20 protein-coding genes and 7 tRNA genes are annotated in these 25,283 nt (G+C 52.3%); 22 read left to right on the top strand and 5 right to left on the bottom strand.

Annotation, left to right across the window (positions count from 1 at the left end):
• The first annotated feature begins 1 nt into the window (after position 1).
• The gene (locus tag OOJ59_RS02585) at positions 2-1,297 is read left to right on the top strand and encodes an MFS transporter (protein WP_160955893.1); all 1,296 of its coding nucleotides are present in this window, start codon (positions 2-4) and stop codon (positions 1,295-1,297) included.
• Positions 1,298-1,341: 44 nt separating this feature from the next.
• Here the strand turns inward: OOJ59_RS02585 and chiQ are convergent, their stop codons facing one another.
• The 4 genes from chiQ to nagE all read right to left on the bottom strand — a co-directional run bounded on the left by chiQ (position 1,342) and on the right by nagE (position 7,367).
• Positions 1,342-1,674: a ChiQ/YbfN family lipoprotein gene (chiQ, locus tag OOJ59_RS02580; protein WP_038638809.1), complete on the bottom strand. Its 333-nt coding sequence runs from the start codon at positions 1,672-1,674 to the stop codon at positions 1,342-1,344.
• Positions 1,675-1,723: 49 nt separating this feature from the next.
• Positions 1,724-3,130, bottom strand: a complete 1,407-nt coding sequence (chiP, locus tag OOJ59_RS02575) for a chitoporin ChiP (RefSeq protein WP_038638807.1) — start codon at positions 3,128-3,130, stop codon at positions 1,724-1,726.
• 433 nt (positions 3,131-3,563) lie between these two features.
• Complete coding sequence (gene glnS / locus OOJ59_RS02570; protein ID WP_038638804.1) at positions 3,564-5,231, bottom strand: glutamine--tRNA ligase; 1,668 nt, start codon at positions 5,229-5,231, stop codon at positions 3,564-3,566.
• Positions 5,232-5,417: 186 nt separating this feature from the next.
• Positions 5,418-7,367, bottom strand: a complete 1,950-nt coding sequence (gene nagE, locus OOJ59_RS02565; RefSeq protein WP_085047508.1) for a PTS N-acetyl glucosamine transporter subunit IIABC — start codon at positions 7,365-7,367, stop codon at positions 5,418-5,420.
• A 342-nt stretch (positions 7,368-7,709) separates the two neighbouring features.
• Between nagE and nagB the strand changes: the two genes are divergently transcribed.
• The 12 genes from nagB to OOJ59_RS02505 all read left to right on the top strand — a co-directional run bounded on the left by nagB (position 7,710) and on the right by OOJ59_RS02505 (position 14,603).
• Positions 7,710-8,510 carry a glucosamine-6-phosphate deaminase gene (gene nagB / locus OOJ59_RS02560; RefSeq protein WP_003022803.1) on the top strand — a complete coding sequence of 267 codons (801 nt, stop codon included), beginning with the start codon at positions 7,710-7,712 and terminating at the stop codon, positions 8,508-8,510.
• Between the two features lie 60 nt (positions 8,511-8,570).
• Positions 8,571-9,719 (top strand): N-acetylglucosamine-6-phosphate deacetylase, encoded by a 1,149-nt coding sequence (gene nagA, locus OOJ59_RS02555; RefSeq protein WP_085047510.1) that lies wholly within the window; start codon positions 8,571-8,573, stop codon positions 9,717-9,719.
• A gap of 8 nt (positions 9,720-9,727) precedes the next feature.
• Positions 9,728-10,948: a DNA-binding transcriptional regulator NagC gene (nagC, locus tag OOJ59_RS02550; RefSeq protein ID WP_160955894.1), complete on the top strand. Its 1,221-nt coding sequence runs from the start codon at positions 9,728-9,730 to the stop codon at positions 10,946-10,948.
• A 57-nt stretch (positions 10,949-11,005) separates the two neighbouring features.
• Positions 11,006-11,758 carry a ribonucleotide monophosphatase NagD gene (gene nagD / locus OOJ59_RS02545; RefSeq protein WP_038638796.1) on the top strand — a complete coding sequence of 251 codons (753 nt, stop codon included), beginning with the start codon at positions 11,006-11,008 and terminating at the stop codon, positions 11,756-11,758.
• 251 nt (positions 11,759-12,009) lie between these two features.
• Positions 12,010-13,674 carry an asparagine synthase B gene (asnB, locus tag OOJ59_RS02540; RefSeq protein WP_038638793.1) on the top strand — a complete coding sequence of 555 codons (1,665 nt, stop codon included), beginning with the start codon at positions 12,010-12,012 and terminating at the stop codon, positions 13,672-13,674.
• A gap of 223 nt (positions 13,675-13,897) precedes the next feature.
• A tRNA-Met gene (locus tag OOJ59_RS02535) sits at positions 13,898-13,974 on the top strand.
• 8 nt (positions 13,975-13,982) lie between these two features.
• A tRNA-Leu gene (locus OOJ59_RS02530) sits at positions 13,983-14,067 on the top strand.
• Between the two features lie 23 nt (positions 14,068-14,090).
• A tRNA-Gln gene (locus OOJ59_RS02525) sits at positions 14,091-14,165 on the top strand.
• 37 nt (positions 14,166-14,202) lie between these two features.
• A tRNA-Gln gene (locus OOJ59_RS02520) sits at positions 14,203-14,277 on the top strand.
• Positions 14,278-14,298: 21 nt separating this feature from the next.
• Positions 14,299-14,375: transfer RNA gene (locus tag OOJ59_RS02515), tRNA-Met, on the top strand.
• A 43-nt stretch (positions 14,376-14,418) separates the two neighbouring features.
• Positions 14,419-14,493, top strand: a tRNA-Gln gene (locus tag OOJ59_RS02510).
• A 35-nt stretch (positions 14,494-14,528) separates the two neighbouring features.
• Positions 14,529-14,603 (top strand) — tRNA-Gln (locus OOJ59_RS02505).
• Positions 14,604-14,707: 104 nt separating this feature from the next.
• Here the strand turns inward: OOJ59_RS02505 and ubiF are convergent.
• Positions 14,708-15,883: a 3-demethoxyubiquinol 3-hydroxylase gene (ubiF, locus tag OOJ59_RS02500; protein WP_087857138.1), complete on the bottom strand. Its 1,176-nt coding sequence runs from the start codon at positions 15,881-15,883 to the stop codon at positions 14,708-14,710.
• Between the two features lie 147 nt (positions 15,884-16,030).
• Between ubiF and miaB the strand changes: the two genes are divergently transcribed.
• The 9 genes from miaB to gltL all read left to right on the top strand — a co-directional run bounded on the left by miaB (position 16,031) and on the right by gltL (position 25,228).
• Positions 16,031-17,461: a tRNA (N6-isopentenyl adenosine(37)-C2)-methylthiotransferase MiaB gene (gene miaB / locus OOJ59_RS02495; RefSeq protein WP_085047762.1), complete on the top strand. Its 1,431-nt coding sequence runs from the start codon at positions 16,031-16,033 to the stop codon at positions 17,459-17,461.
• 153 nt (positions 17,462-17,614) lie between these two features.
• On the top strand, positions 17,615-18,661 hold the full coding sequence (locus tag OOJ59_RS02490) for a PhoH family protein (protein ID WP_019076268.1): 1,047 nt from the start codon (positions 17,615-17,617) through the stop codon (positions 18,659-18,661).
• Entirely contained in the window at positions 18,658-19,125 is a 468-nt protein-coding gene (gene ybeY / locus OOJ59_RS02485; RefSeq protein ID WP_003835559.1) for an rRNA maturation RNase YbeY, read from the top strand. Before OOJ59_RS02490 ends, ybeY begins: the two co-directional genes overlap by 4 nt.
• Before the next feature lie 96 nt (positions 19,126-19,221).
• Entirely contained in the window at positions 19,222-20,100 is an 879-nt protein-coding gene (corC, locus tag OOJ59_RS02480) for a CNNM family magnesium/cobalt transport protein CorC (protein WP_038638785.1), read from the top strand.
• 24 nt (positions 20,101-20,124) lie between these two features.
• Positions 20,125-21,663 carry an apolipoprotein N-acyltransferase gene (lnt, locus tag OOJ59_RS02475; RefSeq protein WP_160955895.1) on the top strand — a complete coding sequence of 513 codons (1,539 nt, stop codon included), beginning with the start codon at positions 20,125-20,127 and terminating at the stop codon, positions 21,661-21,663.
• A gap of 357 nt (positions 21,664-22,020) precedes the next feature.
• Entirely contained in the window at positions 22,021-22,929 is a 909-nt protein-coding gene (gene gltI, locus OOJ59_RS02470) for a glutamate/aspartate ABC transporter substrate-binding protein GltI (RefSeq protein ID WP_003022762.1), read from the top strand.
• 159 nt (positions 22,930-23,088) lie between these two features.
• Positions 23,089-23,829, top strand: a complete 741-nt coding sequence (gene gltJ, locus OOJ59_RS02465) for a glutamate/aspartate ABC transporter permease GltJ (RefSeq protein WP_038638776.1) — start codon at positions 23,089-23,091, stop codon at positions 23,827-23,829.
• Positions 23,829-24,503, top strand: a complete 675-nt coding sequence (gene gltK, locus OOJ59_RS02460) for a glutamate/aspartate ABC transporter permease GltK (protein ID WP_038638772.1) — start codon at positions 23,829-23,831, stop codon at positions 24,501-24,503. Before gltJ ends, gltK begins: the two co-directional genes overlap by 1 nt.
• Entirely contained in the window at positions 24,503-25,228 is a 726-nt protein-coding gene (gene gltL / locus OOJ59_RS02455) for a glutamate/aspartate ABC transporter ATP-binding protein GltL (RefSeq protein WP_000631392.1), read from the top strand. Before gltK ends, gltL begins: the two co-directional genes overlap by 1 nt.
• Positions 25,229-25,283: the final 55 nt, after the last annotated feature.

Raw genomic sequence — 25,283 nt, 5'->3', positions numbered from 1 at the left:
AATGACACAACAACCATCGCGCGCCGGAACTTTCGGCGCAATACTGCGGGTAACCAGCGGTAATTTTCTCGAACAGTTCGACTTTTTTCTGTTCGGGTTTTACGCCACCTATATCGCAAAGACGTTCTTCCCCGCGGAGAGTGAATTTGCCGGGCTCATGTTGACCTTTGCGGTTTTCGGTTCGGGTTTTTTAATGCGGCCCGTTGGCGCAATCGTGCTAGGTGCTTACATCGACAGAATTGGTCGCCGTAAAGGACTGATGGTGACGCTGGCGATCATGGGCTGCGGTACCCTGCTGATTGCCCTGGTTCCCGGTTATCAAAGCATTGGCCTGCTAGCCCCTGTGCTGGTATTAGTCGGTCGATTATTGCAAGGCTTCTCTGCGGGCGTAGAGCTGGGAGGCGTTTCGGTTTATCTTTCTGAAATCGCCACGCCTGGCAATAAAGGTTTCTACACCAGTTGGCAGTCCGCCAGCCAACAGGTCGCCATTGTGGTGGCGGCGCTGATTGGCTACGCTCTGAATGCCACACTGGGGCACGATGAGATCTCTGAATGGGGCTGGCGCATTCCGTTCTTTATTGGTTGTATGATTATTCCGTTGATCTTCGTCCTGCGCCGTTCGCTTCAGGAAACAGACGCATTTTTACAACGTACGCACCATCCCGACACCAGGGAAATTTTCACCACTATCATCAAAAACTGGCGTCTGATCGCTGCGGGTACGCTGCTGGTAGCGATGACCACCACGACGTTTTACTTTATTACCGTCTACACCCCAACCTACGGCAGGGCCGTACTCCACCTGAGCGCGCGCGATAGCCTGGTAGTCACCATGCTGGTCGGTATTTCTAACTTTATTTGGCTGCCGATTGGCGGGGCGATATCTGACCGAATTGGTCGTCGTCCGGTATTGATGGGGATTACCGTACTGGCACTGCTTACCACCTGGCCGGTAATGCACTGGCTCACCGCCGCGCCAGACTTCATGCGCATGACGCTGGTACTGCTTTGGTTCTCGTTCTTTTTTGGCATGTACAACGGGGCAATGGTCGCGGCACTCACCGAGGTGATGCCTGTCTATGTCCGTACGGTGGGCTTTTCACTGGCATTCAGTCTTGCCACGGCGATTTTTGGCGGCCTTACACCAGTCATATCCACGGCGCTGGTCCAGCTAACCGGGGATAAAAGCTCACCTGGATGGTGGCTGATGTGCGCAGCACTTTGTGGACTCGCCGCCACGGCAATGCTGTTTGTCCGACTGAGTCGGGGCTATCAACCAGTGGAACATAAGCTCTGAAAAGCAAACGGGCGGAAAATTCTCCGCCCGTAGCATTTTTCGAATTACTGCGCAGCGTTCTTGCTACGAATTTCCTGCCAGACCTTGTCACAATCAGCATTAACGGACTGATCGTTACCCGTGCGCGTGGCCTGGATACACTGCTGATAATCCAGTACGCGTACGCTTTCTTCATTAGCAAACTGCTGGTGCTGCTTTTCTTTCTTCAACACATTCAGCACGCTTTGGCAGGCTTCAATTTTCTCCGGCGATCCTTGCGCGGTGTTAATACACGCGCTGTAGGCTTCTTTCAGGCGACTGTCTTCTTTCGGCGAAGGGGATTGCGCACAAGCCACCAGCCCTGATGCCATAATGGCGATGAGTATCAGTTTTTTCATAGCACTTTCCTCAACGGAGCGGCAGACGTCTGGTCTGCCGCTGTTGGCATTAGAAGATGGTGAACGGAGCAATAACGATGAACTTCACGTCGCGTTCATCCTGGAAGATGTTGCCATAACCACCGCCCCAGCTCGGAATGTCTGAATGGTTGTCGTACTGGGTGAAGTGCAGTTTAAACATGGTGCCCTTCGCACGACCGTCCTGCAGGGTATAGACCGCATCCAGGCTGTAAGAAGACTCTTCGATAGTCCGGTTTTTGTCGTAGTACGCATCCGGATTGAGCTGCCAGGTAGATGGCTTGGCATCCCAGGCGTAAACGTAGGACGCACCGACTGCCCAACCCGGCAGGTTCCAGTTCTTCAGGTCATACATTGCGCCGAAGAAGACGGCCTTTTCGCCGTTGGCGTTGAAGTCAGAGCGGTTGTCCCACCAGATATCCAGACGACCGTTTGATGAGGCGTAGGTCGGGGTCATACGCTGCAGGAAGTACCCCTGCTGCCCGTCCGCTTTAACCCAGGTCCCTTCCAGGCGCAGGTCAACCACTTCCGCCACTTTGTAGCCGAAGGTCAACGCCTGCAACCAGGCCGTGCCGTCATAAATATCGTTCACGGTGCGATCATCAACTTTGTCGCGCGCGCCGTAGAACTGATAACTGGTGGTAAACGGGTTACCGCCTAAATCGAATTTGTAGCTGGCTTTCGCGAAGTACTGATCGACGTAGCCTTCAGACTGACCAAATGCCGCTTCCAGCAACAGGTTATTTTTGAAGTCATATTTCGCGCCGATTGAGTGCAGGTAATCTACGCTGGTCTTTTTATCGGCCTGATAGAATTTATCGACTTCGGTGTGCCACGGCGCTTTATATTCATTGGCCCACATATAGGAGAAGCTCAGTGCGCCGGCATCACCATAGTCGAAGTTGGCACCGGCTTCGGCACCCTGATAAGTACCAGGCATAAAGCTCCAGTGCGGAGCCAATAGCGTCTGCCCGGTTGGTTGAATGTAACCGGCGCGCGCCCAGGTTGGGCCGTATTTAAATTTGGCTGCTGCTTTATACAGGCTAATTCCGCTCTTATCGCCGGAGTAATCTTCGTCGTAGCCTTTATTTTTTGAAGAGAATGCGATTTCGTTTGGATGGCCGCTTTCGCTACTTTCGTTCATTTCAATCGCGGTGAATGCTGCAATATCAATACCAAACATATCCGCCGCATAACCGGACTGGAAGTCGAGGTTGGCGTTCCATGTGGAGTGAGAAAGGTTGGTTTTGTATTTGTCATGATCGGTGACATCTTTACGGTCACGCTCACGCTGCCAGTAATAGATGCCGCCGGTTAAAGTGGAGTCATCAATGAAACCTTCGGCGTGAGCCTGGGGAGCGACAACGAAACCCGACATTGCTGTGATACCGGCGATAGCCAGCGCCAGCGTACTACGTTTGCCACTAAACGTACGCATATGTTAATCCTCTTTGACATAAAAATGCTGCCGATAAAAGCGGTCAGCGAAAAAACAAAAATTAAAAAAGTAGCGCTAAGAAAACCTCAGTGACTACAATGAATAGACTATTTTTCGCGACGCGAATTATCAATCTCTTTCTGTAACGAGTATGTAATAGTATGAGCAACCGCACATATTTCATTGCTTTCTGTTACATTTTCATCGGGAGATAAAAAAGCGTTGAAAAAAAGAAAAAACCGCTTGTTTTCCATGGGGATGAAATCGGTTTCAGCCGATTTCATATTGCGGTAAGTTATTTAAAGGTAAAAACATTCAGCCGATTCATTATTACAGGCATGTAATTAATTCGCTCCGCAAATGGAGCCTGAAAAACGTTTTGGCGTAAAAAAAACGCCGCATGAAGCGGCGTTTAGACAGGATGTGTTGCGGCTTATTCGCCCGCTTTAGCCCACGTATCGCGCAGACCAACGGTGCGGTTAAACACCAGCTTGTCAGCCGTAGCGTAGCGGCTGTCAAGGCAGAAGTAACCTTCACGTTCAAACTGGAACGCTTTGCCTGCGACCGCGGCCTGCAGCGATGGCTCGCCGTAGCCGTGTTTAATCACCAGGGATTCCGGGTTAATCACGGACAGGAAGTCCTCTGCCGCACCTGGGTTCGGTACGCTAAACAAACGATCGTACAGGCGGATTTCAATCGGTAACGCATGTGCCGCACTGACCCAGTGAATAACACCTTTTACTTTACGACCATCGGCCGGATCTTTGCTCAGAGTATCGGCATCGTAAGTGCAGAAAATGGTGGTAATATTCCCTTCCGCATCTTTCTCTACACGCTCGGCCTTGATCACGTAAGCATTACGCAGACGTACTTCTTTGCCCATCACCAGACGCTTGTACTGCTTGTTCGCTTCTTCGCGGAAGTCAGCGCGATCGATCCAGATTTCACCGCTGAACGGCACTTCACGGCTGCCCATTTCCGGTTTATTCGGATGATTAGGCATGGTCACCATTTCGCTCTCGCCCTGCGGGTAGTTTTCGATAACCAGTTTCACCGGATCGATAACCGCCATCGCGCGCGGCGCGTTTTCATTCAGATCTTCACGAATGCAGGATTCCAGAGAGGCGATCTCAATGGTGTTGTCCTGCTTGGTCACGCCAATGCGTTTGCAGAATTCACGGATAGCGGCCGCGGTATAACCGCGACGACGCAGGCCAGAGATGGTCGGCATGCGCGGATCGTCCCAGCCCTCAACGTGCTTGTCGGTCACCAGCAGGTTCAGCTTGCGCTTGGACATCACGGTGTATTCCAGATTCAGGCGCGAGAATTCATACTGACGCGGGTGAACCGGGATGGTGATGTTGTCCAGCACCCAGTCATACAGACGACGGTTATCCTGGAACTCCAGCGTACACAGCGAGTGGGTAATGCCTTCCAGCGCATCGCTGATGCAGTGGGTAAAATCGTACATCGGGTAGATGCACCACTTGTTGCCGGTCTGGTGGTGTTCAGCGAACTTAATACGGTACAGCACCGGATCGCGCATCACGATAAACGGCGACGCCATGTCGATTTTCGCGCGCAGGCAGGCTTTACCTTCTTCAAAGCCACCGGTACGCATTTTTTCGAACAGCGCGAGGTTCTCTTCGACGCTGCGATCGCGGAACGGGCTGTTTTTACCCGGCTGAGTCAGCGTACCGCGGTATTCGCGAATTTCGTCCGCTGACAGTTCGTCAACGTACGCCAGACCTTTATTAATAAGCTCTACCGCATAGGCATGAAGCTGATCGAAGTAATCCGACGAGTAGCGAATGTCGCCAGTCCAGTGGAAACCTAACCATTCAACGTCGTTTTTAATCGACTCAACGTACTCGATATCTTCTTTAACCGGGTTCGTATCATCAAAACGCAGGTTGCACTGGCCCTGGTAATCTTGCGCAATACCAAAGTTCAGACAAATGGATTTCGCGTGGCCAATGTGCAGATAGCCATTTGGCTCCGGCGGAAAACGGGTATGGATCGTGGTGTGCTTACCACTGGCCAGATCTTCATCGATGATCTGACGAATAAAGTTACTCGGGCGGGCTTCAGCCTCACTCATCGTGGATTCCTCAAAGCGTAAACAACGTATAACGGAATATGATCTTATAAGCCAGGCAGACTGACAACCTTTAGTTACGCAAAATATGTATCAATCGAAAATATTGGGGCCAATTGCTGCAAAAAAAAGCGGCGGAGGAATATCCCCCGCCGCTTAAGGCATTTAACTCACTTTACTCAGGAGCAGTTATTTACCTTTAATCTCATACAGTGGTGTCTGACCGGCAACCACATGACCTTCGGCTTTAATGACCAGAGCGCCGAAATCATCGCTGTTGCTGCACACAACCGGGCTAATCATGGAACGTGCATTGGCGTTCAGGAAATCCAGATCCATTTCCAGAATCGGTTGACCCGCCGTCACTTCCGCACCTTCTTCAACCAGGCGTTTAAAGCCTTTACCTTCCAGCGCGACGGTATCGATACCCATATGGACTACGATTTCCGCGCCTTTAACGGTTTCCAGACAGAACGCATGATTGGTGTTGAAGATTTTCACGATAGTGCCCGCAGCCGGAGCAACCACGATTTTATCTGTTGGTTTCACCGCAACGCCGTCGCCTACCGCTTTGCTGGCGAAGGCTTCATCAGGAACCTGCTCCAGCGCAACGACGTCACCGGTAATCGGAGAAACCAGCGCTTCAACGGTGACTGCGTTCGCTACAGCCTGCGGTTTTGCCACCGGGGCCGCTGCTGCTGGTGCACTTTCAGCAGACGCTGCCGCAACCGGGCCACGCGCCACAACTTTCTTCATTTCGTCGCCGATGGATTCCGCTTTCGCACCTACGATGACCTGGATAGTTTGTTTGTTCAGCTTAACGACACCCGATGCGCCTAAGCGTTTACACATCGCATCGTTTACGCGACCAGAATCGGCCACAGTCAGACGCAGACGGGTGATACAGGCATCAATCGCTTTCAGGTTATCGGTACCGCCAACCGCAGCAATGTAGCTGGTTGCCAGTTGAGCCAGACCTTCTTCAGTATTGCTGTTCGCTTCTTCTGTAACGATATCGTCTTCTTTATCTTCGCGGCCCGGCGTTTTCAGGTTAAACATACGAATAACCGCGCTGAACAACACAAAGTAGATGACGAAGAAGACCAGACCCATCACGACCAGCATCCAGACGTTCTTACTTGCTGCCGGCAGGTTGTACATCAACACGTAGTCGATAGCACCTGCGGAGAAGGAGAAGCCCGCGTGGATCCCCAGCATCGTCGCAACGAACAGGCTGATACCGGTTAACAGTGCGTGCAGGAGATACAGCAGTGGCGCCAGGAACATGAACAGGAATTCCAGCGGCTCGGTAACACCGGTCAGGAACGCGGTGATCGCAACGGACAGCAGCATGCCGCCAACCATCGGGCGACGCGCTTTTGGAGCAGCGAAGTACATCGCCAGCGCCGCACCCGGCAGACCAAACATCATGATCGGGAAGAAACCAGACATGAACATACCCGCAGTGCCGTCACCCGCATAGAAGCGGTTGATGTCACCGTGGAAAACGGTGCCAGCGGCGTTAGTAAACTCGCCAATCTGGAACCAGGCGATGGTATTCAGAACCTGATGCAGACCGGTTGGGATCAGCAGACGGTTGATGAAACCAAAGATACCGGAACCCAACGCGCCAGCGCCTACGATCCACTCACCACCCGCATGGATGGCGTTCTGCACCGGCGGCCACACGTAACCGAAGATAGCAGCCAGCACCAGACAGAAGAAGCCAGTGGCGATCGGCACGAAGCGTTTGCCGCCAAAGAAGCTCAGGAAGTCAGGCAGTTTGATACCAGACCAACGGTTATACACCGCACCGCCAACCAGACCGGTGATGATACCCGCCAGTACACCCATATTGATGGCCGGGTTAATGGTAACCATTGCTTTGGTCAATATGAAATAACCGACCGCACCTGCCAGCGCTGCCGCACCCGCGCTGTCTTTTGACCAGCTGGAAGCCACACCGATAGCGAAAATCAGCGCCAGGTTATCGAAGATAGCCCCACCCGCTTGCGCGATAAAAGGTACGTTTAGTAAATCTGGTTGGCCGAATCGCAGCAACAGTGCCGCGACTGGCAGCACAGCGATGGGGAGCTGTAACGCCCTACCCAGCCGCTGGAAAAAACCTAAAATATTCATTTTATTCCCCCTACGAGACCCCGATTAGGCTTCTTTGAAGCCATATTTTTATTGTGCGACCATTCCTGACAGCAAGATTCTGGATCAACGATATTAACCATTCATCTACATTCTGAGTGTGTGAAAATTTAATTCGTATCGCAAATTAAACGCGTGTTTTTTGTGATTCCAGTCACCAAATATCGTTATTAACCCTCCCTTTCACTGGCTAACTACGAAAACTTATTTTATCATTCAAAAAATCGAAACGGATTGATCCTTACCGATGCAAAACCAGGTTACGCTTAATACTGCACAGAGACTCAATCCGCCAATTGCTTACATTTACTTTTGAGGTGAAGAATGAGACTGATCCCCCTGAATACCGCTGAACAAGTCGGCAAATGGGCTGCTCGCCATATCGTTAACCGTATTAACGCGTTCAAACCAACGGCAGATCGCCCGTTCGTTCTGGGCCTGCCGACGGGCGGTACTCCGCTGACAGCTTATAAGGCATTGGTTGAAATGCATAAAGCGGGCCAGGTGAGCTTCAAGCATGTTGTTACTTTCAATATGGACGAATATGTTGGCCTGCCGAAAGAGCATCCGGAAAGCTATCACAGCTTCATGCATCGTAACTTCTTTGATCACGTTGATATTCCAGCAGAAAACATCAACCTCCTCAATGGTAACGCGCCGGATATTGATGCAGAATGCCGTCAGTATGAAGAAAAAATCCGTTCTTACGGTAAAATCCACCTGTTTATGGGCGGTGTAGGCAACGATGGTCACATCGCGTTCAACGAACCAGCCTCCTCTTTGGCTTCCCGTACCCGCATCAAAACGCTGACTCACGACACGCGTGTTGCTAACTCACGCTTCTTTGACGGCGACGTAAGCCAGGTGCCTAAATATGCCCTGACCGTGGGCGTGGGCACCCTGTTGGATGCTGAAGAGGTGATGATCCTGGTACTGGGTCACCAGAAAGCGCAGGCGCTGCAAGCCGCCGTTGAAGGCAACGTTAACCACATGTGGACCATCAGCTGTCTGCAGTTGCATCCAAAAGCCGTTGTGGTGTGCGATGAGCCTTCCACCATGGAACTGAAAGTGAAAACGCTGAAATACTTTAACGAGTTAGAAGCGGAAAATATTAAAGGTCTGTAATTGATGTCTCCGCCCTGTCGATAAGTTGCAGGGCGGCATTTTTTGAAATCGGGGGTCGGAATGTATGCTTTAACCCAGGGCCGGATCTTTACCGGTCACGAAATTCTTGATGACCATGCGATTGTTGTCGCCAATGGCCTGATTGACAGCGTTTGCCCACTGACTGAGTTACCGTCAGGAATTGAACAGCGCTCACTGAATGGGGCCATTATTTCCCCCGGTTTTATCGATGTACAGCTAAACGGCTGCGGTGGCGTACAGTTTAACGATACGGCAGAAGCCGTGACCGTCGAAACGCTGGAAATCATGCAGAAAGCCAATGAAAAATCAGGCTGCACCAACTATCTGCCTACGCTTATCACCACCAGCGATGACCTGATGAAACAAGGCGTTCGCGTCATGCGTGAATACCTGGCGAAACACCCGAATCAGGCATTAGGACTTCATCTGGAAGGTCCGTGGCTCAATCTGGTGAAAAAAGGCACCCATAATCCGGGATTTGTCCGTCAACCGGACGCTGCGTTGGTTGATTTCCTGTGCGATAATGCTGACGTGATAACCAAAGTGACGCTGGCGCCAGAAATGGTCCCGGTAGAGGTCATCACCAAACTGGTAAATGCAGGTATCGTGGTTTCCGCCGGTCACTCCAATGCGACGGTAAAAGAGGCCAAAATCGGCTTCCGCGCAGGGATTACCTTTGCAACGCATCTGTTTAACGCCATGCCTTATATAACGGGCCGCGAACCAGGCCTGGCGGGCGCTATTCTTGACGAAGCCGATATTTATTGCGGTATCATCGCTGATGGTCTGCATGTTGACTACGTTAACATCCGTAATGCCAAGCGCCTGAAAGGCGACAAGCTGTGCCTGGTCACCGACGCGACCGCGCCAGCAGGTGCCAATATTGAACAGTTCATTTTCGCTGGTAAAACAATATACTACCGGAATGGATTGTGCGTTGATGAGAACGGTACATTGAGCGGTTCATCATTAACCATGATTGAAGGCGTACGCAATCTGGTCGAACATGCGAATATCGCTCTCGACGAAGTGTTACGCATGGCAACGCTCTACCCTGCTCGCGCCATTGGCGTCGACAAACGACTCGGCAGCATCGCGCCAGGCAAAGTAGCCAACCTGACTGCGTTTACGCACGACTTTAAAATCATCAAGACCATCGTTAATGGCAACGAGGTCGTTACTGAGTAAGAGAAAGAATGACACCAGGCGGACAAGCTCAAATAGGTAATGTTGATCTCGTAAAACAGCTTAACAGCGCGGCGGTTTATCGCCTGATTGACCAGCATGGGCCAATCTCGCGTATTCAAATTGCCGAGCAAAGCCAGCTTGCCCCCGCCAGCGTAACCAAAATTACGCGTCAGTTGATCGAACGCGGGCTGATCAAAGAAGTCGATCAGCAGGCCTCCACCGGGGGCCGCCGCGCTATCTCTATCGTCACCGAAACCCGCAATTTCCACGCCATTGGCGTACGTCTGGGCCGTCACGACACGACGCTCACGCTCTATGATATGAGCAGTAAAGTGATCGCCGAAGAGCATTACCCTCTCCCGGAGCGCACCCAGGAAACGCTGGAGTATGCGCTGCTCAACACCATTGCCACTTTTATTGACAGCTGCCAGCGGAAAATCCGCGAGCTGATTGCGATTTCCGTCATCTTGCCCGGCCTGGTTGATCCTGAAAGCGGCGTCATTCGCTATATGCCGCACATTCAGGTCGAAAACTGGGGGCTGGTCGAGGCGCTCGAAAAACGCTTTAAGGTTACCTGCTTTGTCGGTCACGATATCCGCAGCCTGGCGCTGGCCGAGCACTATTTCGGGGCAAGCCAGGATTGCGAAGACTCCATTTTAGTGCGAGTTCACCGCGGAACCGGGGCGGGAATTATTTCCAATGGCCGAATTTTCATCGGTCGCAATGGCAACGTGGGCGAGATTGGTCACATTCAGGTTGAACCGCTGGGTGAGCGCTGTCACTGCGGTAACTTCGGCTGTCTGGAAACCATTGCCGCCAATGCGTCTATCGAGCACCGCGTGCAAAACTTACTGAAACAGGGTTATCCCAGCCGACTCACGCTGGATGATTGCAATATTAAAGCTATCTGTAAGGCGGCAAATAAGGGCGATAACCTGGCAGCAGAAGTGATTGAACACGTTGGTCGCCACTTGGGTAAAACCATCGCCATCGCTATCAACCTGTTTAACCCACAAAAAATCGTCATTGCAGGCGAAATTACTGAGGCAGATAAAGTGCTGCTGCCTGCAATAGAAAGCTGTATCAACACGCAGGCGTTGAAAGCGTTTCGCCACAATTTACCGGTGGTTCGTTCCACGCTGGATCACCGTTCCGCCATTGGCGCCTTTGCGCTGGTGAAGCGTGCGATGCTCAACGGGACATTGCTGCAACGTTTGCTGGAAAACTAATGCTCTCATATAGTAGTGGATTACTATAAGACTCATAACTAATTCCCTGGGTTGTTCATGACCATTAAGAATGTAATTTGTGATATCGACGGCGTGCTGATGCACGACAATGTCGCCGTACCGGGTGCGGCAGAATTTCTGACCGGGATCCTGGAAAAAGGCCTGCCGTTAGTTCTGCTGACTAACTATCCTTCACAGACCGGGCAAGATCTGGCAAACCGCTTCGCCACCGCGGGAGTGAATGTCCCCGATAGCGTCTTTTATACTTCCGCCATGGCTACCGCTGATTTTCTTCGTCGCCAGGAAGGCAAAAAAGCCTACGTGGTAGGTGAAGGCGCGTTAATTCATGAGCTGTATAAAGCCGGGTTTACCATTACCGACGTGAACCCCGATTTTGTGATTGTTGGCGAGACGCGCTCCTATAACTGGGACATGATGCATAAAGCGGCATATTTTGTCGCTAACGGCGCGCGTTTCATCGCCACAAACCCGGATACTCACGGCCGCGGCTTTTATCCCGCCTGCGGTGCACTGTGCGCCGGTATCGAGAAAATCTCTGGCCGTAAGCCGTTTTATGTCGGCAAACCCAGCCCGTGGATTATTCGCGCGGCGCTCAACAAAATGCAGGCGCACTCGGAAGAGACCGTTATCGTTGGCGATAACCTGCGTACCGATATTCTGGCGGGCTTCCAGGCCGGTCTGGAAACCATTCTGGTATTGTCTGGCGTCTCAACGCTTGACGACATCGACAGCATGCCGTTCAGACCGAGCTGGATTTATCCGTCCGTTGCTGAGATAGACGTCATTTAATCTCTTTGGCCGGATAACAATACCTGCAAGTTATCCGGCCTGAAAAACACGCCCATTCAATAAATTCATCCTTTCACTGCTGATTCATCAATAATAGCGCTCATTACATAATCTTTTTTCACCAATCAGCAATGACCATTGCGTTTTTTATTTTCCGTACCGTAATTCGCTTGCGCCCTCTCCCGCTTTGCGGCATTTTCTTTATCAAGCAAACATAAAAAGCATCACGCAACAGGTTAACGGAGAAGGTTATGTGTTCTATTTTTGGCGTATTCGATATTAAAACTGACGCAGTTGAACTGCGTAAAAAAGCCCTGGAATTATCTCGTCTGATGCGCCATCGCGGCCCGGACTGGTCAGGTATTTACGCCAGTGATAACGCCATTCTGGCGCACGAACGTCTGTCCATTGTCGACGTCAATGCCGGTGCTCAGCCGCTGTACAACGTGAAGAAAACGCATATCCTGGCGGTTAACGGTGAAATTTATAACCATCAGGCGCTGCGCGCGGAATACGGCGATCGCTATCAGTTCCAGACCGGTTCAGACTGCGAAGTTATCCTCGCGCTGTATCAGGAAAAAGGCCCGGAGTTCCTGGATGACCTACAAGGCATGTTTGCTTTTGCCCTGTACGACAGCGAACAGGACGCTTATCTGATTGGTCGCGATCACATCGGGATCATCCCACTGTATATGGGGTACGACGAACACGGTAACTTCTACGTCGCGTCTGAAATGAAAGCCCTGGTTCCGGTATGCCGCACAATCAAAGAATTCCCGGCCGGTAGCTATTTGTGGAGTAAGGACGGCGAAATTCGTCAGTATTATCAGCGTGATTGGTTTGATTACGATGCGGTCAAAGACAACGTGACCGATAAAAACGAGCTGCGTCAGGCGCTGGAAGATGCGGTGAAAAGCCATCTGATGTCAGATGTTCCTTATGGTGTACTGCTGTCCGGTGGTCTGGATTCCTCGGTCATTTCCGCGATTACGAAAAAATACGCGGCGCGCCGTGTTGAAGATCAGGAACGTAGCGAAGCCTGGTGGCCACAGTTGCACTCCTTCGCCGTCGGCCTGGAAGGCGCACCGGATCTGCAAGCCGCGCAAGAGGTCGCGAACCATCTGGGTACCGTGCACCATGAGATCCACTTCACCGTGCAGGAAGGTCTGGATGCTATCCGCGACGTGATTTATCACATCGAAACCTACGATGTCACAACGATCCGCGCCTCAACGCCGATGTACTTAATGTCGCGTAAAATTAAAGCGATGGGTATTAAAATGGTGCTGTCGGGTGAAGGCTCTGACGAAGTATTCGGCGGCTATCTCTATTTCCACAAAGCGCCAGACGCGAAAGAGCTACATGAAGAAACCGTGCGTAAGCTGCAGGCGCTGCATATGTTCGACTGCGCCCGCGCCAACAAAGCGATGTCTGCCTGGGGAGTGGAAGCTCGCGTGCCTTTCCTGGATAAGAAATTCCTTGATGTGGCGATGCGCATCAACCCGCAGGATAAAATGTGCGGCAACGGCAAAATGGAAAAACATGTGCTGCGCGAATGTTTTGAATCTTACCTGCCTGCCAGCGTCGCATGGCGTCAGAAGGAGCAGTTCTCTGATGGTGTCGGTTACAGCTGGATCGATACCTTGAAAGAGGTGGCTGCTGAGCAAGTTTCTGACCAACAACTGGAAACCGCCAGCTTCCGTTTCCCTTACAACACGCCATCGTCTAAAGAAGCGTATTTGTACCGTGAGATTTTTGAAGAATTGTTCCCGGTTGCCAGCGCGGCGGAATGCGTGCCTGGCGGACCATCAGTAGCCTGTTCTTCCGCCAAAGCGATTGAATGGGATGAAGCGTTTAAAACCATGAACGATCCCTCTGGTCGTGCGGTTGGCGTACATCAGTCCGCTTATAAATAAGTTAATCCTTAGAAAAGAGCCCTACGGGGCTCTTTTTTTATGTCTGTTTTCTGTGCAAAAAAACAATTAATAACTAATAATTGCCGAATATTGCGCCATGCTGTTCGCAACCTAACCAAACAGTCACATTCCAGCTATTTTCAATGAAAAAGGGGTTGACGCTTCAAGGCTCAATACGCATAATGCGCCCCGCAACGCCGATAAGGTTACGCGAAAAAAAGATGGCTACGTAGCTCAGCTGGTTAGAGCACATCACTCATAATGATGGGGTCACAGGTTCGAATCCCGTCGTAGCCACCATCTTTTTTGCGGGAGTGGCGAAATTGGTAGACGCACCAGATTTAGGTTCTGGCGCCGCAAGGTGTGCGAGTTCAAGTCTCGCCTCCCGCACCATTCACCCGTAAGCGTTGCACGGATGGGGTATCGCCAAGCGGTAAGGCACCGGTTTTTGATACCGGCATTCCCTGGTTCGAATCCAGGTACCCCAGCCATTTTTTCTTCGATACAGCGGTTCACCGCAACGGTCATTGGGGTATCGCCAAGCGGTAAGGCACCGGTTTTTGATACCGGCATTCCCTGGTTCGAATCCAGGTACCCCAGCCATCGAAGAATATAATAGTATCAGGCTACGTAGCTCAGCTGGTTAGAGCACATCACTCATAATGATGGGGTCACAGGTTCGAATCCCGTCGTAGCCACCATATTAAGGACGTATCGACTCGTTCGGTAAAGCCAAAATATTGTTGGGGTATCGCCAAGCGGTAAGGCACCGGATTCTGATTCCGGCATTCCGAGGTTCGAATCCTCGTACCCCAGCCAATTTCAAAAGTCGTCCACATTGTGGGTGCGCCCGTTGGGGTATCGCCAAGCGGTAAGGCTCTGGTTTCTGATACCAGCATTCCGAGGTTCGAATCCTCGTACCCCAGCCATATTAAAAAAGCTCGCTTCGGCGAGCTTTTTGCTTTTCTGCGTTTATCGCCAGATGGCGCTCCGCTTATCAGGCCTACGTATTTCCCCCGTAGGCCTGCCTGAATTACAATCCTAACGCATACTTCAAGGCCTGACGTTTCAGTACGCCTGCGCGCTCTGCGGCCATTAACCCGAGATTACGCATGATACGCAGCGGCTGCAGGTTGTTGCTGAATCCGGCGTAGAACAGATCCATCCCACTCTGCATAATGAAATTATCCGTCATACGACGATTCTGATAGCGCTTCAGCACCGGCTGACTGGCCCAGGATTCACCGTAGCTGCGCGCATTAACCAGCACGTCAATCAGCGCATCCACATCACGGAACCCCAGATTAACGCCCTGCCCCGCCAGCGGATGAATGGTATGCGCGGCATCGCCCACCAACGCCAGACCTGGCTGGACATATTGTAGCGCGTGACGACGCGTAAGCGGGAATGCCCCCGCCGCCACAGGCGTAACGTTGCCGAGTCGCGACGGGAAGTGTTTGGCGATCTCCACCTGCAGTTGCGACATGCTTAAACCCTGCAGTTGGCGGATACGCGCCGGTGAGTCATACCACACCAGCGAGGCCCAGTTATCAAACAACGGTAAAAATGCGCGCGGACCGTCAGGCGTGAATTGTTGCCAGGTGCTGTCGCCAGGTGCGTTCTCGCATTGTACGGTGATTAACATGCAGGACTGCGCGTACTGCCAGGCATGAATACCAATCCCGGCCATTTTCCGCACCTGAGAATTTGCGCCGTCCGCGCCGATCACCAGCTTCGCGCTGATTTTCTCACCGCCAGCCAGTTCAAGCTCGTGACGATCATCATGCTGATGCAGAGAGATCAATGACGCCGGTACGCGCAGCGTGACTTTCGGGTGGGCTTCCAGCGCCTGCCAGAGTGCCTGTTGCAGAACCGTGTTTTCCACCATATAACCCAGTAAAGGTAACTTAAGCTCGGCGGCATCAAACATTACATGGGCATTTTCCCATTCCCACGTTTCCAGACGACGGTAAGGATGACTGCGCATACCCTGAACCGTATCCCAGACCCCCAGCCCTTTCAGCAACGACACCGAGGCGGAGCTAATGGCGGAAATTCTGACATCGGGCTGTCCATCAGCCACAAACGGCGCGGGAACGGCATGTTCAATGACCGTTACCGTAAATCCATGCTGCGCCAGTCCAAGCGCCAGCGCGCCGCCGACCATCCCCCCGCCGACAATGGCAATTTCCGTTGGTTGATTTGTCATGTGGTCAATCATCCTGTTACATGTATTGTGTAAGTTTACAGGATTTTTTACCCCTTGAGGCTGACATCCGTCATACTGGTCACAACCGCGCCAAAGCAGTACACTATGCGCCCTGCATTTCAGCCACAATTTCGCAAGAGCAAGTCGATGACCAAAAAACTCCATATTAAAACCTGGGGCTGTCAGATGAACGAATACGATTCATCGAAGATGGCCGATCTGCTGGATGCCACTCATGGGTATCAACTGACCGACGTGGCGGAAGAAGCGGATGTGCTGCTGCTGAATACCTGCTCAATCCGTGAGAAGGCTCAGGAAAAAGTTTTCCATCAGTTGGGCCGCTGGAAGCTGTTAAAAGAGAAAAATCCCAATCTCATCATCGGTGTCGGTGGCTGTGTCGCATCTCAGGAAGGCGATCATATTCGCCAGCGCGCCCACTACGTCGATATTATTTTTGGGCCGCAGACTCTGCATCGTCTGCCGGAAATGATCAACAAAGTGCGTGGAAGCACTAGCCGTAGCCCGGTAGTTGATATCAGTTTCCCGGAGATCGAAAAGTTTGACCGCCTGCCGGAACCGCGTGCTGAAGGTCCAAGCGCGTTTGTGTCCATCATGGAAGGCTGTAATAAATATTGTACCTACTGCGTGGTGCCCTACACCCGCGGTGAAGAAGTCAGCCGCCCGGCGGATGACATCCTGTTTGAAATCGCTCAGCTTGCGGCGCAAGGCGTGCGTGAAGTGAACCTGCTGGGGCAAAACGTGAACGCCTGGCGCGGTGAGAACTATGATGGCACGACAGGATCGTTTGCTGACCTGCTGCGCCTGGTTGCGGCGATCGACGGCATTGACCGTATCCGCTTCACCACCAGCCATCCGATCGAGTTCACCGATGATATCATTGAAGTTTATCGCGATACGCCGGAGCTGGTGAGTTTCCTGCACCTGCCGGTACAGAGCGGTTCAGATCGCGTACTGAATCTGATGGGACGCACCCATACCGCGCTGGAATATAAAGCGATCATTCGCAAACTGCGCGCGGCGCGTCCGGACATTCAGATTAGCTCAGATTTCATCGTTGGCTTCCCTGGCGAAACCACACAGGATTTCGAGCAGACCATGAAGTTGATTGCTGACGTGAATTTTGACATGAGCTACAGCTTTATCTTCTCTGCGCGTCCTGGCACCCCGGCTGCCGATATGGTTGACGACGTACCGGAAGAAGAGAAAAAACAGCGTCTGTATATCCTGCAGGAGCGTATTAACCAGCAGGCCATGGCCTGGAGCCGCCGTATGGTCGGCACAACCCAGCGTATTCTGGTTGAAGGCACATCACGTAAGAGCATCATGGAGTTGTCAGGGCGTACCGAAAACAACCGCGTGGTGAACTTTGAAGGCACCCCGGAAATGGTCGGTAAGTTTGTGGATGTTGAAATTACCGATGTCTGGACGAACTCCCTGCGCGGTAAAGTGGTGCGCACCGAAGACGAAATGGGCCTGCGCATCGCAGAATCCCCTGAGTCGGTCATTGCGCGTACCCGCAAAGAAAACGATCTGGGCGTCGGTATTTACCAGCCTTAATCTTCTGGCCCGTCAGCTCTGACGGGCCTTGTATTTCCTCCCGCAATCCCCATATTTATTGCAATGCTTGCGCCTTTTCCCTATGGCGTGAATAATTTCCTTAGATGCCGGTAAATGTTCAGCGTCCGGCGAGACATGCTAAAGAGGAACAGTTTGAACATAGACACTCGCGAAATCACCCTTGAACCCGCAGACAACGCCCGTCTGTTGAGCCTTTGCGGTCCATTTGATGACAACATCAAACAGCTGGAACGTCGCCTCGGCATCGAAATTAACCGTCGGGATAACCACTTTAAGCTGACAGGTCGCCCAATTTGCGTCACCGCTGCGGCTGATATTTTACGCAGCCTGTATGTCGATACCGCCCCAATGCGCGGTCAGACGCAGGACATTGAACCTGAGCAAATTCATCTGGCGATTAAAGAAGCGCGTGTGCTTGAGCAAAGCGCGGACAGCGTGCCGGAATTTGGCAAAGCGGTGAATATCAAAACCAAGCGCGGAGTGATTAAACCGCGTACGCCGAACCAGGCGCAGTACATCGCTAACATCCTCGATCACGACATCACCTTCGGCGTTGGCCCTGCGGGTACGGGTAAAACGTATCTTGCGGTTGCCGCTGCGGTCGATGCGCTTGAGCGCCAGGAGATCCGTCGAATTCTGCTGACCCGTCCGGCAGTGGAAGCAGGTGAAAAACTGGGCTTCCTGCCAGGCGATCTGAGTCAGAAGGTCGATCCCTATTTACGTCCGCTGTATGACGCGCTGTTCGAAATGCTCGGTTTTGAGAAGGTCGAAAAGCTGATCGAGCGTAACGTCATTGAGGTGGCACCGTTGGCCTATATGCGCGGTCGTACCTTAAACGATGCGTTCATCATCCTTGATGAGAGCCAGAACACCACCATCGAACAGATGAAAATGTTCCTGACCCGTATCGGCTTTAACTCCAAAGCGGTCATCACCGGCGATATCACTCAGATTGACCTGCCGCGTAGCACCAAGTCCGGTCTGCGTCATGCCATTGAGGTGCTGGCCGAAGTCGACGAGATTAGTTTTAATTTCTTCCATAGCGAAGACGTGGTTCGCCACCCGGTAGTCGCCCGTATCGTCACGGCGTATGAAGCCTGGGAAGAAGCAGAACAGAAACGAAAAGCCGAGCTGGCAGCGGAACGCAAGCGCGAAGCTCAGGAGCAGGAGCAAAAATGAGTCAGGTTATTCTCGATTTACAGCTGGCATGTGAAGACGAATCTGGTTTACCCACAGAAAGTCAGTTTCAGGGCTGGCTGGATGCGGTAATCCCGCAGTTTCAGGAAGAGTCTGAAGTGACGATTCGCCTGGTTGATGACGCGGAAAGCCACGAGCTGAACCTGACCTATCGCGGGAAGGATAAATCAACCAACGTGCTCTCTTTCCCGTTTGAAGCCCCGCCGGGCATTGAGATGCCACTGCTGGGCGATCTGATCATCTGCCGCCAGGTGGTTGAGAAAGAAGCGCAGGAGCAAGGTAAACCGCTTGAGGCCCACTGGGCGCACATGGTGGTGCACGGTAGCCTGCATTTACTCGGCTACGACCATATCGAAGATGATGAAGCGGAAGAAATGGAATCCCTTGAAACAGAGATTATGCTTGCTCTGGGCTATGAGGATCCGTACATTGCCGAGAAGGAATAAGCCGTCGGGCATCTGCCCGGGCTTCCCATGAAGCCATGCGCTGAGTTTACGCGCATTGAGCGACCTATTAACTAACATGAGAACCCATACGACGCCATGAGCGACGACAATTCACACAGTAGTGACACGTTAACCAGCAAAAAGGGATTTTTTTCCCTGTTACTGAGCCAACTTTTCCACGGTGAACCCAAAAACCGCGACGAACTGTTGGAGCTGATCCGTGATTCCGGGCAGAACGACCTTATCGATGAAGATACGCGTGATATGCTCGAAGGGGTGATGGACATTGCGGACCAGCGCGTTCGCGACATCATGATCCCCCGCTCTCAAATGATTACCCTGAAACGCAACCAGACCCTGGATGAATGCCTCGATGTCATTATCGAGTCAGCCCACTCGCGTTTCCCGGTGATCAGCGAAGACAAAGATCACATTGAAGGGATTCTGATGGCCAAAGATCTGCTGCCGTTTATGCGCAGCGATGCCGAAGCCTTCAGCATGGAGAAAGTGTTACGCCAGGCGGTTGTCGTACCGGAAAGCAAGCGTGTTGACCGCATGCTGAAAGAGTTCCGCTCCCAGCGTTATCATATGGCTATCGTCATCGACGAGTTCGGCGGTGTCTCTGGTCTGGTGACCATTGAGGACATCCTTGAACTGATCGTTGGTGAAATCGAAGATGAGTACGACGAAGAAGACGATATTGATTTCCGTCAGCTCAGTCGCCACACCTGGACCATTCGCGCGCTGGCGCCAATTGAGGACTTCAACGAAGCCTTTGGCACCCACTTTAGCGACGAAGAAGTCGATACCATTGGCGGTCTGGTTATGCAGGCCTTTGGTCATCTTCCCGCTCGTGGGGAGACTATCGACATTGATGGTTACCAGTTCAAAGTGGCAATGGCCGACAGCCGTCGTATTATTCAGGTTCATGTCAGAATTCCGGACGACTCACCCCAGCCCAAACTGGACGAATAAACCCGAAACTGGATCTAAGACTACATGGCATTTGCCTCACTAATTGAACGCCAGCGCATTCGCCTGCTGCTGGCGTTATTATTCGGTGCCTGCGGGACGCTGGCTTTCTCTCCGTATGACATCTGGCCTGCGGCGATCGTATCGCTGATGGGCCTGCAGGCTCTCACCCTTAACCGCCGTCCACTTCAGTCAGCCGCTATCGGCTACTTCTGGGGCCTGGGATTGTTTGGCTCCGGCATTAACTGGGTCTACGTCAGCATCGCGCAGTTTGGCGGTATGCCAGGTCCGGTTAACGTTTTCCTTGTGGTACTGCTTGCCGCCTACCTTTCACTCTATACCGGTCTGTTTGCTGGCGTGTTGTCACGCCTGTGGCCGAAAACAACCTGGCTACGCGTCGCCATTGCCGCGCCGGTTGTCTGGCAGATAACCGAGTTCCTGCGCGGCTGGGTCCTGACCGGCTTTCCGTGGCTGCAGTTTGGTTATAGCCAGATTGATGGCCCGTTAAAAGGGCTGGCGCCGGTGATGGGCGTTGAAGCGATTAACTTCCTGCTGATGATGGTCAGCGGCCTGCTGGCGCTGGCGCTGGTGACGCGCAACTGGAAACCGCTGATTGCTGGCGTGGTGCTTTTCGCTCTGCCCTTCCCGCTGCGCTATATCCAGTGGTATACGCTTGAGCCGGAAAAAACAACTCAGGTTTCGATGGTACAAGGTGACATTCCACAGTCACTCAAATGGGATGAGGGTCAGCTACTTAATACGCTGAAAATTTATCTCGACGCCACCCAGCCTGAAATGGGCAAATCACAGCTGATCATCTGGCCGGAGTCCGCTATCCCGGACCTGGAAATTAACCAGCAGCGTTTTTTGAGCATGATGGATGACCTGCTGAAATCGAAAAACAGCACGTTGATTACCGGTATCGTAGACGCGCGGCTGAATAAGCAGAACCGTTACGACACCTACAACACCATCATCACGTTGGGTAAAGACAGTCCGTACAGCTACGACTCCAGCAACCGCTACAACAAAAACCATCTGGTACCGTTTGGCGAGTTTGTTCCGCTGGAATCGATCCTGCGCCCGTTAGCGCCGTTCTTTGACCTGCCTATGTCGTCGTTCAGCCGCGGGCCGTATGTGCAGCCACAGCTGCATGCGCACGGCTTTAAGCTGACCGCAGCTATCTGCTACGAAATCATTCTTGGCGAACAGGTTCGCGATAACTTCCGCCCGGATACGGACTATCTGCTCACCATCTCTAACGATGCGTGGTTTGGTAAGTCTATCGGCCCGTGGCAGCACTTCCAGATGGCGCGTATGCGTTCCCTGGAACTGGCGCGCCCGCTGCTGCGTAGCACCAACAACGGTATTACGGCGGTGATTGGTCCACAGGGTGAGATTCAGGCGATAATCCCGCAGTTTACCCGCCAGGTTCTGACCACCAGCGTAACGCCAACCACGGGCTTAACCCCGTATGCCCGTACCGGTAACTGGCCGCTATGGCTGCTTACCGCACTGTTTGGCTTTGGCGCGCTGGTAATGAGCCTGCGCCAGCGTCGTAAATAACCTTCCTTCCCCGGGCCGGATAACGATGTGTTTATCCGGCCGACAAACTCCCTACCTTGCCCATTCTGGCACGTCTATTGCTTTGTTATACAAGGCAAACGCAGTTTTGGCTGAATGTGCAACCTGGTCGCACCAAAGTTGATCTTTGGTAGCACCTGAAACGTGCAACAAGATATTTTTGCCCCCAAATGGTGCGGCGCACTTCGCAAAAATAAACAATAACACAGCAAATTCTTTACATTCATCCAAACTAAATGTTAACAAACATATACAAGACTGCACGTTTAAGTAGCAAACAATAACAACATCACAATGGGTATCAATGCGTCCCTGGCGCAGACGATAAAGGAGTTGGATATGCAATTACGTAAGCTCGCCACTGCCATGCTGGTCATGGGAATGTCCGCCGGTCTGGCGCACGCAGAAGATGCGGCACCAGCGGCAGGCAGCACGCTGGACAAGATCGCCAAAAATGGCGTTATCGTTGTCGGTCACCGTGAATCATCGGTACCGTTTTCTTACTACGATAATCAGCAAAAAGTGGTCGGTTATTCACAGGATTACTCCAACGCCATCGTTGAAGCCGTGAAGAAAAAACTCAACAAGCCTGACCTGCAGGTAAAACTGATCCCGATTACCTCCCAGAACCGTATCCCGCTGCTGCAAAACGGTACCTTCGACTTTGAATGTGGTTCCACCACCAACAACGTCGAGCGTCAAAAACAAGCGGCATTCTCTGACACCATTTTCGTTGTCGGCACCCGTCTGCTAGCGAAAAAAGGCGGCGATGTCAAAGATTTCGCTGACCTGAAAGGCAAAGCCGTGGTCGTGACTTCGGGTACCACCTCAGAAGTGCTGCTGCACAAGCTGAACGAAGAACAAAAAATGGACATGCGCATCATCAGCGCGAAAGACCACGGTGACTCTTTCCGTACTCTGGAAAGCGGTCGCGCCGTTGCCTTTATGATGGATGATGCCCTGCTGGCTGGTGAACGCGCGAAGGCGAAGAAACCAGACAACTGGGAGATCGTCGGCAAGCCGCAGTCTCAGGAAGCCTACGGCTGCATGTTGCGTAAAGATGACCCAGAGTTCAAAAAGCTGATGGACGACACGATCGCCAAGGCGCAGACCTCAGGCGAAGCAGAGAAATGGTTTGATAAGTGGTTTAAAAACCCAATTCCACCGAAGAACCTGAACATGAATTTCGAACTGTCAGATGAGATGAAAGCTCTGTTCAAAGAACCGAATGATAAAGCGCTCAACTAACTAAAATAAATGGGAGGCTTCCCCTCCCTCTCGATTGCTACTCGGCACGGACAGACTATAAGCCTGATGGTCGTTCCCCATCAGGCCTGAAAACCGCAAAACGCTGAATAACAATCTTCGAGGGTAGCGCTGCTACCCTTTTTTTTCTGGAGTAGATTTATGTCTATAGACTGGAACTGGGGCATTTTTTTACAACAAGCCCCGTTCGGCAACACCACCTATCTCGGCTGGCTCTGGAGTGGTTTCCAGGTCACGGTCGCGTTATCCATTACGGCCTGGATTATCGCTTTCCTCATCGGTTCTTTATTCGGCATTTTACGTACAGTTCCCAACCGCTTCCTTGCCGGGATCGGCACGCTGTACGTTGAGCTGTTTCGTAACGTTCCGCTCATTGTCCAATTTTTTACCTGGTATCTGGTCATTCCTGAACTGTTGCCGGAAAACATTGGTATGTGGTTCAAGTCGGAACTGGATCCCAATATTCAGTTCTTCCTTTCATCCATGCTTTGTCTGGGGCTGTTTACCGCCGCGCGCGTCTGCGAGCAGGTTCGCGCTGCTATTCAGTCTCTGCCTCGTGGACAGAAAAACGCTGCGCTGGCGATGGGGCTGACGTTGCCGCAGGCTTATCGTTATGTTCTGCTGCCAAACGCTTACCGCGTGATTGTTCCGCCAATGACCTCAGAGATGATGAACCTGGTGAAGAACTCCGCGATCGCTTCTACTATCGGCCTGGTCGATATGGCGGCGCAGGCGGGGAAACTGCTGGATTACTCCGCCCACGCCTGGGAATCGTTTACGGCCATTACTCTGGCCTACGTGCTGATTAACGCTGTCATCATGCTGGTGATGAATCTCGTCGAACGCAAGATCCGCCTGCCGGGCAATATGGGAGGCAAATAATGTACGAATTTGACTGGAGTTCTATTGTCCCTTCCCTGCCGTATCTGCTGGATGGGCTGATGATCACGCTGAAAATTACCGTCACGGCGGTCGTCATTGGTATCGTATGGGGAACTATCCTGGCCGTCATGCGTCTGTCCAGCTTCGCGCCGATTGCCTGGTTTGCAAAAGGCTACGTCAACGTATTCCGTTCCATTCCACTGGTGATGGTACTCCTGTGGTTCTACCTGATTGTGCCCGGCTTCCTGCAAAACGTATTGGGTTTGTCGCCAAAGACCGATATTCGCCTGATCTCGGCGATGGTCGCGTTTTCAATGTTTGAAGCCGCGTACTACTCAGAGATTATCCGGGCAGGGATCCAGAGTATTTCTCGCGGGCAGTCCAGCGCCGCGCTGGCGCTGGGGATGACCCACTGGCAGTCGATGAAGCTCATTATTCTGCCGCAGGCCTTCCGCGCGATGGTGCCGCTGCTGCTTACCCAGGGTATCGTACTCTTCCAGGATACCTCGCTGGTCTATGTATTAAGTCTGGCAGACTTCTTCCGTACCGCCTCCACCATTGGCGAGCGTGACGGCACGCAGGTTGAAATGATCCTGTTTGCTGGCGCCGTTTATTTTGTATTCAGTCTGAGCGCATCGTTGTTGGTCAGCTATTTGAAGAAAAGGACAGTTTAATGATTACCCTGAAAAATGTTTCTAAATGGTATGGTCACTTTCAGGTGCTGACCGACTGCTCTACGGAAGTGAAAAAAGGTGAAGTGGTCGTGGTCTGCGGTCCTTCAGGTTCCGGTAAATCCACGCTTATCAAAACCGTGAACGGTCTGGAGCCGGTACAACAGGGCGTCATCACGGTTGATGGCACCGTGGTGAACGACAAAAAAACCGATCTGGCCAAACTGCGCTCCCGTGTGGGCATGGTGTTCCAGCACTTTGAACTGTTTCCACATCTGTCGATCATTGAAAACCTGACGCTGGCGCAGGTAAAAGTGCTTAAACGCGACAAAGCGCCAGCCCGCGCAAAAGCGCAGAAGCTGCTGGAGCGTGTCGGTCTGGCGGCCCATGCCGAAAAGTTTCCGGCTCAGCTCTCCGGGGGACAGCAACAGCGTGTCGCCATCGCCCGGGCGCTGTGCATGGATCCTATCGCTATGCTGTTTGACGAACCGACGTCGGCGCTTGACCCTGAAATGATCAACGAAGTGCTGGACGTTATGGTTGAACTGGCCAATGAAGGGATGACCATGATGGTGGTTACCCACGAAATGGGCTTTGCGCGGAAAGTGGCGAACCGGGTGATCTTCATGGATGAAGGGAAAATTGTTGAAGACTCACCGAAAGAAGAGTTCTTCGCCAATCCGAAATCGGACCGCGCCAAAGACTTCCTCGCGAAAATCCTGCACTAATCTTGCTGGCGCGCACCGCTATGTGCGCGCCACCTCACGCTTTATCTCTTCACTC

Source organism: Citrobacter sp. W9 (assembly GCF_026719375.1).
Taxonomy (GTDB): Bacteria; Pseudomonadota; Gammaproteobacteria; order Enterobacterales; family Enterobacteriaceae; genus Citrobacter; species Citrobacter werkmanii.
The sequence above is the reverse complement of the archived record's forward strand: the minus strand, read 5'-3'. Positions and strand labels throughout refer to the sequence as shown.